This window comes from Dyella sp. 2HG41-7, assembly GCF_021390675.1.
In the GTDB taxonomy this organism is placed as follows: Bacteria; Pseudomonadota; Gammaproteobacteria; order Xanthomonadales; family Rhodanobacteraceae; genus Dyella_B.
Window position 1 is genome coordinate 3,849,779 of sequence record NZ_JAJEJV010000004.1, and the last position, 10,964, is coordinate 3,860,742.

Consider the following 10,964-nt stretch of genomic DNA (forward strand, 5'->3'; position numbering starts at 1 on the left):
ATCATGCTGATCCCTCTGATTCTCAGCGGCGGTAGCGGCACGCGCCTATGGCCCGTCTCGCGCAGAAACCTGCCCAAGCAATTTCTATCGCTCAGCGGTGATGGCACGCTGTTTCAGCAAACGGTCGCACGCACGCAAAAGCTGCCCGAAGTGACCGCGCCGATCATCGTCGCGAGCGAGGATCACCGCTTTCTGGCCGCCGATCAGCTTCTGGAAGCCGACGTACAAGGCGCCACGATCCTGCTGGAGCCGGTGGCCCGCAACACCGCGCCAGCTATCGCCCTTGGTGCGTTGAAGGCGCTGGAGCGCGATCCAGACGCCCTGTTGCTGGTGTTGCCCGCCGACCATCTGATCGGCGATACGGAAAGCTTCACCACGGCCGTGCAGCAGGCGCTTCCCGCCGCGCGCGATGGCTGGCTGGTCACCTTCGGTATTCGCCCGGATCGCCCTGAAACAGGCTTTGGTTATATCCGTCGCGCCGAATCGCTGGGCGGCAGTGCTTATCGCGTCGAGCGATTCGTGGAGAAACCGAATCAGTCCACCGCCGAAAGCTACGTCAAAGACGGCGGCTACGACTGGAACTCCGGCATGTTCCTGTTCAAGGCAGCGCGCTATCTCGAGGAACTGAGCCAGCACGCGCCGGACATGCTTGAATCCGTGCGCAAAGCGTACGCCACCGGCCACGGCGATCTGGATTTCGTGCGCGTCGATGCCGAGGCTTTTGCGAAGGTGCCGGACAATTCCATCGACTATGCCGTGATGGAAAAAACCTCGCGAGCCGCAGTAATTCCGGTGAGTTGCGCATGGAGCGATATCGGTTCGTGGTCCGCGCTGTGGCTGTCGGGTCACCACGACGAACACGGCAATCAGCGCGAAGGCGACACGCTCACCGTCAACACGCGCAATTCGCTGCTGCGTTCGCACGATCGCCATATGATCGCGACCGTCGGCGTGGACGATCTCATCGTCGTCAGCACGCCGGACGCCACCTTGGTCGCGCATCGCGATGCCGCGCAAGATGTGAAAAAAATCGTCGATCAATTGAAGGCTTCCGGCCGCACCGAGCACTCGTTCCATCGCGTCGTGCATCGTCCATGGGGCAGCTACGACTCGCTCGAAGCGGGCGGGCGCTTCCAGGTCAAACGCATCGTGGTCAAACCCGGCGCCAGCCTTAGCCTGCAGAAGCATCATCACCGCGCGGAACATTGGATCGTGGTGTCGGGCACGGCGGAAGTCACCTGCGATGACAAGGTCTATCTGCTGGCGGAAAACCAGAGCACGTATATCCCGCTCGGCAGCGTTCACCGTCTGCGCAATCCCGGCAAGGTGCCGTTGGAGCTGATCGAAGTGCAGTCCGGCAGTTATCTCGGCGAAGACGACATCGTCCGCTTCGACGACGTCTACGGCCGCGCGTGATACATAGCCAACCCACGGCGTTCGCGGGCTGGCGCATTCGCAACGACATCCGCACGACTTGATCCTGTCGTACAAAGTCGCTGCAATAGCCTGTGCGCGTTGCGGTTGGCAAGGCGCGATGGCTGAAGGAATCCGCGGATGTCTTATCTATCGACTTATTTTGGTACGCGTCGTACGTCGATGCGTATTCGCCTCGCGCTCGTCGCTTTGATCGGCGCACTTTGTTTTTCGGGCGCGTGCATGGCCGCAACAGCCGCAATGCCTGCACCCGTGCGGCATGTCTTCATCATCATGCTGGAGAACGAGTCGTATCCGGTCACGTTCGGCGAGCAATCGCCCGCGCCGTATCTGGCGCACGAGCTGCCCAAGCAAGGCGCCTTGCTGCCCAACTACTACGGCATCGGGCATTACAGCCTCGACAACTACATTGCAATGATCAGCGGGCAAGCGCCGAACCCCGCCACACAGGCCGATTGCGACAACTTCGTCGAATTCGTGTCCACGTCGAAGAAGGCCGACGCGTACGGGCAACTACCGGGCACGGGTTGCGTCTATCCCAAGAGCGTGCTGACCATCGCCAACCAACTCACGCGCGCCGGCCTGAGCTGGAAGGCGTACATGGAAGATATGGGCGCGGACCTTTCACGCGAAGCGGCCACCTGCGCGCATCCGGCGATCGGCGCTGTGGATATTACCGAGCACGCCGCACCGAACGATCAATACGCGACGAAGCACAATCCGTTCGTGTACTTCCATTCGATTATCGACTCGAAGTCGTCCTGCAACAGCCATGTGGTGAATCTCGATCATCTCGCCAATGATCTCGCTCATATCAGCACCACAGCGAATTTCGTCTACATCACGCCGAATCTTTGCCACGACGGTCACGACGCGCCGTGTAAAAACGGCGAGCAAGGCGGCCTGATTTCGGCCGATGCGTTTCTGCGCGCCTGGGTGCCGCGCATAGTCGATTCGCCCGCGTTCAAGCAAGATGGTTTGTTGATTATCACCTTCGACGAAGGCAACGACGGCACCTCATGCTGCAACGAAAAACCATTGCCCGGCGGCCCGCAACCCGGCGGCAAAATCGGCCCGGGCGGCGGTCAAATCGGCGCCGTGATGCTCTCGCCTTACATCGCGCCCGGCACCGTATCGAAAGTGGAATACAACCACTACAGCTTGCTGCGCAGTCTGGAAGATATATTCGGGTTGTCGCATTTGGGTTACGCCAAAGACGACCAACTGCGCACGTTTGGCGCCGATGTGTTTACGGCGAATCCGCCCGCATCCCAGTAATTTGAACTTACGTCGCAAATAAAGACGCCCCCGATACATCGGGGGCGTCTTCGTTTACAGCAAGCGCTTCTACCGCTTACCAACCCGACGCATACACCAGATTGTAGGCGTTCAACGAACCGATACCGGTCGCGAAATCCCAGCCCGTGCTCGTGCCATAAGCCGGCGCATAGCTCGAGTTGGATGTGGACAACACACCATAGGTACCCGACGGCTTGTAGCAGCTGTGCGTACCTGTGCAGTTCACATCCATATCGCCTTGGGTCACGTCGTAGAAGATGCACGAACTGCCCACGGTGTTGCCATTGCTGGAATTGCACGTCGCACTACCCGACGAACCGTACTCGGTGTTGGCCAACGAGTAATACACCGGGTTCGGATTGCCCGCGCCGCTGGTGAGGTTGTTGTGCTCGTTCACCAGCGCCTGAATGCCCGCCATGATGGGCGACGCGAACGACGTACCACCCGCGCCGGCCCAACCGCTCGGTGCACCCGTGCAGGCGACGCCGCCGCCGGCGGTGTTGGTGTAGCAGTAAACGTAGTAGTGACCCCACACACCATTCGCGGCGAACAGCGAGACGTCGGGAATATCACGCACGCCGTCGGACGGATTGCCAAGGATCGATTGCCACGAAGGCTTCGCCGTACCTTTGCAGGTACCGCTCACCACGCCCGATGTGCTCGGAGTACCGCTTGCACAACCGCTAGGACCGCCGCTACCCGACGCCGTCGTCAGATAGTTTCGGCCGGCAGTACTGTTGCAAGACCCGGTTCTGCCATAAGGCGTGGAATAACCCAACGCAGCCGTGATCAGTTTGCTGGCGCACGAATCGTTCCACGGAATTTCCGGGATATACGACTTGGCCGAACCGTAGGTCGACGTGTTGGTGGAGTTCCAATACGTGCTGTTCGTGCCTGCGTACGTATCGCCAAAGTCGGTACCGCCCACCGCTACGTTGTAAGGCGTGGAGGCAAAGCCGCTTACGCCGATGCCATGCGTGGCATTCGCCTGGTCAGCATCACAGCTCGCCGCGCCTTCATCGCCGGAAGAAACAAACACCGACACACCTTCCGACGCCGCCTGCTGATAGGTGGAAATGTACGCAGCATTCGCCGTAGCGCCATTCGCCGCTTCGCACTCGCCGTAGCTGATGCTCATGATCGTCGGCACCGACGCACCGTTGATCAGGTTCTGCACCGCGATCAAGCCGCCGAACGTGGTCGACGTATCCGCACACGACGCCAGTTCAAGCGCGGCACTCGGTGCGGCTGCGCCGGCGTACTCCACGTCCAACTCCGCTTCGCCGTCGTTGCCCGTCACGACGCCAGGATTCGTGCAGCTACCCGGATGCACCTGACTGAAGGTCGCCGTGGGCAACCCGAAGGTCGAACGGAACGTGGTGATGTCGCTGGTCGAATACACGTTGGTGTCTTCGATCAACACGATCGTTTGCCCAGTTCCGTTTACGCCCGCGCTGAACAACGGATTGAGGTTATAGATCGTCGCTAGATCGGACGGCGTTACCGCCTGATAGGTGCTGGTGCCGCTGGTAAAGGTGTAGTCGCCATGCGGCTTGTAGTTCACGTGCGGGCGGAAGTCGTTCAACGACACCACGCCTTGTACGACGCCCGCGAACGCGGCCGGAATCTGCGGATTGCTCATATTGGCGATATGGTTCTCGCCATTGACGCTCAGATGATGCATCTCCGTACCGAAGGCCTGACGGACCTGTCCCGCCGTACCGGAAAAGTCGACCGTCATGCCGCTTTCGTACACGCGATTCACTGTGAAGCCCTGCTGCTTCAACCAGCTTGTGATCGCGTCGACGTCCATCTGCGAAGGGCCGTACTGTTCGCCGAATTGCGCGGCCGTCAACCATTGGTGGTAGTTGGGCGAACCCTTGGTGGTTTGTTGTTGCATCAGCGTTTCCAACGCCGCTTCGCGGTCGGCAGGACGCTTCAGCTGCAACAGCATGTGATCGAGCTGAATGGAATCGTCGACGCGACCGCGATCGTTGGCGGCGGTGGCGTGCGGCGAAACGTTACCCTCCAGCGTCACACGATTATTGTTGCTCGGCGCCTGCGTAATCTGCGGCTTGGACAACAAACCGATCGTGCCGGCGTGACTGCTCGCGGCATAGCTCGATGCAAGACTCACTGCCAAAACGGACAGCACAAACTTGGCAGCGCGGCGGCCGCCTGGACGTACGGATCCAAATCTCACGTTCAATTCTCCCCACGGAGTTTGTGTAAGAAAGGGTGCTCGCGCAGCTGACATGCGTCCCGTGTTGGCGGCGGCGTCACGAAGCCACGATGCACCAAACGAAAATCCACAATCACGCATTACTTCGATGTACGACTGCTTAGGTCTTCCCTCGATACCTCTCAACGCAGTAACAAGACGATTGCTACGCGTGCACGCGTTGCGCGTCTTCTTTTTTCCCCTGCGATGTAGTTCTAACACGCGACTTCCGTAGTCGATAGATGACAACGGCATGACACAGATCACAAAAATTTGTAGGCGCAAAATGTTGTGGCAACGCCTGCATCAAGCGCATGCGCATCGATTCGCTATCAAGCATCGAGATTCACGACGAGTTTCTCGATAGAAATTTTCCTATCGTCGTTATCTCCCGCATTTTCGCCACATCGATGCAGCGATCCATCGTTTTCGACGTGCGTTTATTGAAATCATTCGTTATAAATCCGCGCGCACAACGAACGATGTGCACGATTGCCATCGCAATTTGATGCGGCGACTTTTTCGTGACGACTTCGTGAAGAAATGAAACGCCGGCGACTCACGCACGCATGGAGCGCATGCACTCGACCCTCATCACAACGAATCTCTCAAAGACTCACGGTACCGCTCAGCAGGTACGTTCGATGATTGCGAAGCGGCACAAACGTCTCGTCGAACACCGGGCTATAGAGCTGACGACCGAGCAAATTTTTCACACCGAATGTGAGGCTCCAACTTGCAGTGCGATAGAACACATTGGCCGCCACATCGGCTTGCCCCGGTATATGGATATACGCGCTGCCATCGGAAAACTGACCCAAACTTCGACTGCGCGCGAGCACCCCGCCCGCCACGCCAAATCCACGTAGCGCACCCAAAGGAAAACAGTAACTGGCCCATAAATTGAAGCGCTGTTTCGGCTCGCCTGTCGCCGGCGTTCCGTCGTTATTGCGAACCGAAGCGCGCGTATAGGCCGTGCTTACGCTGACGTTCGACGTCACCTTTCCGTTGAATTCCACCTCGATGCCTTTGTTCGATTGCCCTGGACCGCTAACGATGTAATACGGCGGCTGCAACGACAAAAGATCTTCGCTGTGATCCAGCATGATGCGATAGGCAGCCACGGTCAGACGCGCGCGATCCTGAAAAAGATCGAATTTCGCGCCGGCTTCAATCTGCCGCGACAACGACGGCGGTAAGGGACGTCCGTCCTTGCCCAGGTACGTATCGGGCTGAAATCCATTGGACGAATTTCCATACAACGACATGTTCGGCGTGAGCTTGTAGACCAGGCCGAAGTTGGGTACCCAATGTGTTTTATGCAAATTCCACGGCGAGCCGTCCGGATACGTCGTTTGAATTTCATAACTCGTGCGCCGTACGGCCAACAGCACATTCCAATGCATGCCGAGACTTATTTGATCCTGAAGAAACACCCCGCTTTCTTTCGTCCACGGACTGCCGGAAAAATAACCTGCCGCATAGTCGCTGGATGACAATACCGACGTAGGCGGCGGCAATACGCCGCCCGTGAAGACGTTGTACGTTACGTTCGGGCCAAACGCATCGAAACCGTTGCCGTCCTGGATACGCGAGTAATCGAAACCAAGCACCCATGCATGCTGCATCCAACCGTGACCCAACGTTGCGGTCACATCGTTCTGCAACGTGTAGTACGTGTCGGAAGAGTGATATCGCTCAGCTGCAGCCGTCGTGTCGCCCGAAGGCTGCATGCCCGACAACGACCAATCCTGCAGATCGATCGACTCGCGCACATATTGCGCGCGACTGCGGAAGGTAAAGATGTCGTTGAATCGATGCTCCAATAAATAGAACAGCCGACGCGTTTCCACTGCCGTACGATCGTTGGGATTGTCCAGCAGCAACCCCGGCGGCGAAGCCGTACCGACGGTGTCGCCCAGCAACACCGTATGATCGGGGATGGGCATGTGATTCGTCATCCACGAAAGCCCGGCGATCACCGTGGTGTTGGGCGTCGACCAGCCGATGGATGGCGCGATATAGCGATTGCGCTGACCTCGCATACCTTGCGGCGTGCGATCCGCCGCATCGCCATTCATCACCAACCGATACGTCAGCGTGCGACTGTCGCTCAGCGCACCCGCGAAATCGACGCCTAGTTGCTTCTCGCCATGGTCGCCTAGGGAAAACATCAGCTGATGGATAGGCTCGCTTTGCGGCTTCTTCAACACCACATCGATCAAGCCGCCAAAATTGTTGTAAGCCGACGTATCGCCAAGAATCGCCTGCGGTCCTTTCAAAACCTCCACACGCTCCACGCCGATCATCGGCGGATAATCGCCGACGGCAAGCACGTTATTCGGCATGCCGTCCGTCATACCATTGCCGGCGATAAACCCCCGCACATCGAAGATCGGCAACCCGCTCGAACCGTCGATGTACTCCGCGCCGGCGACATTGCGGATCGCATCGGCGATCGTCTGCACCTGCTCGGATTGCAAAAGACTCTGCGTAACGATGCCAACCGATTGGGGCACATCGATCGGATCGGAAAGTGTGCGCGTCGGACCGCTGCTTACATCCGCCATAAAGCCTGCATCGCTACCCACCAGACCAATCGCCTGAATCGGCGGCAGCAACTTCGCCGACGTTGACGTTGGAGCGCTCTTGCTTGGCGGCACGGACGCCGACGCAAGCGGCTTCACCACCACCGTGCGCGCGTCGACGAACACGAAACTCATCTTCGTGCCTTCGAGCAACTGCGCGAGCGCGACGTTCGGTGCGAACGTACCGTTCACCGCACGCGAACGTAGCGCATCGACCGTTTGGCTCGCTGTCAGCACCTGCACATTGGCCTGCTTGCCAAAAGCGATCAACGCCGTAGCAAGCGACTGAGCAGGTATCGCGAAACGCATGCCGACCGATTGCTCCGCTGCGCGAACCGGGCTACTGCAAACCGCCCCTGCAGCTAACACCAACGTCAGGCAGCCGTAAGCGGGCAGCCAGGCAAACCGGCTCATGACATGCGTGAACTCCGCGAGAAATCACGAGTGTGACACGCGGCGTTTCGATTGGCACGTGCTTGCGATACGAAACCTGCCGATTGATAGCGATACCAATATCCGGGCTTGCTGCAAACTTTCAAATCACCGTTTCAGCGGCGCTGCATCAATGGTGCGTGGAACGCTGCGCATCCGAAAGAACGACGCCATTGGATTGCTTGGTCACACGTACCGGAAAGACCTCCGGCAATGCATGTAGCCAACCGTCCATCGCATCGACGCGAACCGTCCCGGTGTAATGCAGTTGGCCCAGATCGGCATCGGCGACATGCAACGGCGTGCGGGTGTAGCGATTCAAATTGTCGACCACCACGCTCAACGGCTCGTCGATAAATTCCAGGCGGTCGTCGCGCCATGCCGTCGCTTGCTCCGCCGCCATGCTGCCGACGGTCATGCTCGACGCATTCGGATCGTAGGAAACGCGCTGACCCGCGACCGCCTCCAGCGTCGCCTGTGCGCCGGCTCCGGAGCGACGATCAGCAATGGCTACGCGCCCCTGTGTAATCGCGATCGCCACACGATCGCCCGTACGGCGAACGTCGAATGCCGTGCCGATATCGCGCACCGCGACATCGCCTGCCGTCACGACGAACGGATGGGCCTCGTCGTGCACCACCTGAAAGTACGCCTCGCCACGACTGAGTTCGACACGTCGCTGGTCGCCATCGAATCGCACGGTGATCGCGGATGCCGCGCCCAACGCCACCTTCGACCCGTCGGGCAACGTGATGTCGCGGTTTTGCGCGATGTCGCTTTGATAGGTTTGTGTGGCGACGCCCGCGCCCATGCGCGTCCACGCGACGTATCCGGCGCCGGCCAACACCGCCGCCAAGATCGACGCGGCCGCGGCCATAGGAACCCATCGGCGCTGCGGCGAAACCGGGCGCGCAAAGGCATTGATCAGGCCCTGGCGCGAAACGCGGTCGAGTTTGCTCAACTGCTCGCCCAAATCGTTCATGCGCTCGAACACTTCCAGATGGCGCGGATCCTGATCGGTCCACGCCAGCCACTGCTCGAATGTCTCGCTATCGTTCGCCTGCGGCTCGCGCAGCCGCACCCACCAATCGGCGGCAGCGCGTACGACGTCGTCATGCTGTTTGATCGCCATTACGGCATCTCCTTCTCGTCGACGCGCGCGCGGCAATGCGCCAGCGCGTTAGCGACGTGGTAGCGCACCATGCGCTCGCTGAGTTTCATCGTTCGCGCAACCGTTCCGAAGTCGCGCCCCTCGATCACATGCATCACAAATGCCTGGCTGGCCTTGGCGGGTAGCTCGCGCAGCGCGTGACGAATGCCGGCCGCCTGCTCCACCGCCATGGCGTGGTGTACAGGGCTGTGCTCGTCCATCGGCTCGTCCTGCGATTGCGCGATGGAAAAGTCGCTGCGTACCTTGCGCTTGCGCATAAGATCGGTGGCGAGGTTTGCGGCCACCGTGAACAAATAGCCGCGCAGCGACTCTACGTCCTCGCGGTTTTCCATCGTCAGCATGCGCAAATATGCTTCCTGCGCGACCTCCTGCGCATCCGACAACGAATGGAGGCGGCATTGAAGAAACGCGATCAGGGCACGACTGTGCTCCCTGAAGAGCTTTTCGATGTCGCTCACGTGCACGGTTAGCGTCACAGTGCTCATGCCCTATAGCCCGTGATAAGAGCCTGCCACAATTGCCGATAGCGTGCGCAGCGATGCCGGCACACGCGCCGGGACAGGCTGAATCTCAGGCTCTGGCTGTGCCAAGGCCTGAATCAACATATGCTCTGCTTGCCGGCGTAACGCTTCGCGTCGACGAAATGCGGCGCGGTGGTTGCTCGGCACCTCCGCTTCGGTTTTATGTGCTTGAGAAGACGGCAATGCAAACCAGCCGCCGCCGATGCGCCGGCCATGCTGCTCTTTCCAGAATGCGTCGTAGTCCGAATAAACCGGACGACCGCTGCGGCGCAGCGGATGCGCGTCGTTGCTGATCGCCACCAGTTTGTCGATACCGTAGTGACGCGCAAACGCATAGACCAGCGACAACATTAGGTGCTTGGGGCGCATGCCGTGCAAATTGCGCGTCAATGCACGCACCACGTCACGGGCGTCAGCGCCGCGCGGCCCTTGCAGACATCCGATCATCAAGCTCGGCTTCTCGTCGGCGACGGTAAAGATAATGCTGTAGAGCGGCACGTCATCCGCATCGCAAAGCTGCAGGCCCAGTTCGCCCTCGCAGCCTTTTAAAATCGGCGGGCGCAGGCAAAGTTTCAACAGGGAGCCGTCCTTGGCCGTCAGGCTTCCCAAATCGGCGTGGCCGTTGACATAGACGCGCTCGAACAAATCGCGCGGCAAATGCGCCAACGCAAAACGATAATGTTGCTGCAGGTAATTCAGGCGATCGCTACGGCGCCACGTGGCGTTGATAAAGCGATGCATGTGTCGCTCCAACAAACGCGGATCGCGCTGACGGTAGACACCCATCGCGGGATGTGCGTCGACAAAGGCGAGAAAGCAGGTATGCCGCACAGGCATGCACGCACTACGCACGAGGTATTTCATGCCCGTAACGCTGCGCTTGTACCAAGGTCCGGTCCAGTCCTGGCGGTTGCGCAGCGATTGCAACGTATTCGCCAGCGGCCTGGAACGCCAGGCTTCCAAAACATCCGCGCCACTGCGGAGCAACGCCGCGCGGACGCGTTCCGCCAGTGATGTGCCATGCGGCAATCGGCGGATGTCGGGCACGTAAACGCCCGGCGGCAAAAAGGCTTCCATGCCCAATCCCAGGACGCCTGCGGGCGGTTGGTTTGACTTGTTCAAGACGTACGCCTCGGAGAAACGACTGCAATTCCTCTAAAGACGTTTCGGTGGCGCGTTTTTGAAATGGATTTGCGACGGCGCGATCTGTCAGCTCACCGCAAGACATAGTCATTCGTCGCCCCGGCGAACGCCGGGGCCCACTGACTTCGATTCTTTCGTAACGACAAAGACGCTAG

At 59.4% G+C, this 10,964-nt stretch carries 7 protein-coding genes; 2 read left to right on the top strand and 5 right to left on the bottom strand.

The window, feature by feature from the left end; translation table 11 throughout:
- Positions 1-3: 3 nt before the first annotated feature.
- Positions 4-1,416 carry a mannose-1-phosphate guanylyltransferase/mannose-6-phosphate isomerase gene (locus L0U79_RS18900; protein WP_233843764.1) on the top strand — a complete coding sequence of 471 codons (1,413 nt, stop codon included), beginning with the start codon at positions 4-6 and terminating at the stop codon, positions 1,414-1,416.
- A 138-nt stretch (positions 1,417-1,554) separates the two neighbouring features.
- The gene (locus tag L0U79_RS18905; protein WP_233843765.1) at positions 1,555-2,712 is read left to right on the top strand and encodes an alkaline phosphatase family protein; all 1,158 of its coding nucleotides are present in this window, start codon (positions 1,555-1,557) and stop codon (positions 2,710-2,712) included.
- A 76-nt stretch (positions 2,713-2,788) separates the two neighbouring features.
- Here L0U79_RS18905 and L0U79_RS18910 read toward each other — a convergent pair whose 3' ends face one another.
- From L0U79_RS18910 to L0U79_RS18930, 5 genes are all read right to left on the bottom strand, one after another.
- A complete protein-coding gene (locus L0U79_RS18910) occupies positions 2,789-4,936 on the bottom strand; it encodes a S53 family peptidase (RefSeq protein WP_233843766.1) in 2,148 nt (715 codons plus the stop codon).
- Between the two features lie 626 nt (positions 4,937-5,562).
- Positions 5,563-7,956, bottom strand: a complete 2,394-nt coding sequence (locus tag L0U79_RS18915; RefSeq protein ID WP_233843767.1) for a TonB-dependent receptor — start codon at positions 7,954-7,956, stop codon at positions 5,563-5,565.
- A gap of 148 nt (positions 7,957-8,104) precedes the next feature.
- Complete coding sequence (locus L0U79_RS18920) at positions 8,105-9,106, bottom strand: FecR domain-containing protein (RefSeq protein ID WP_233843768.1); 1,002 nt, start codon at positions 9,104-9,106, stop codon at positions 8,105-8,107.
- The gene (locus tag L0U79_RS18925) at positions 9,106-9,630 is read right to left on the bottom strand and encodes an RNA polymerase sigma factor (RefSeq protein ID WP_233843769.1); all 525 of its coding nucleotides are present in this window, start codon (positions 9,628-9,630) and stop codon (positions 9,106-9,108) included. Before L0U79_RS18925 ends, L0U79_RS18920 begins: the two co-directional genes overlap by 1 nt.
- Before the next feature lie 3 nt (positions 9,631-9,633).
- Positions 9,634-10,788: a DUF535 family protein gene (locus L0U79_RS18930; RefSeq protein WP_233843770.1), complete on the bottom strand. Its 1,155-nt coding sequence runs from the start codon at positions 10,786-10,788 to the stop codon at positions 9,634-9,636.
- Positions 10,789-10,964 lie beyond the last annotated feature (176 nt).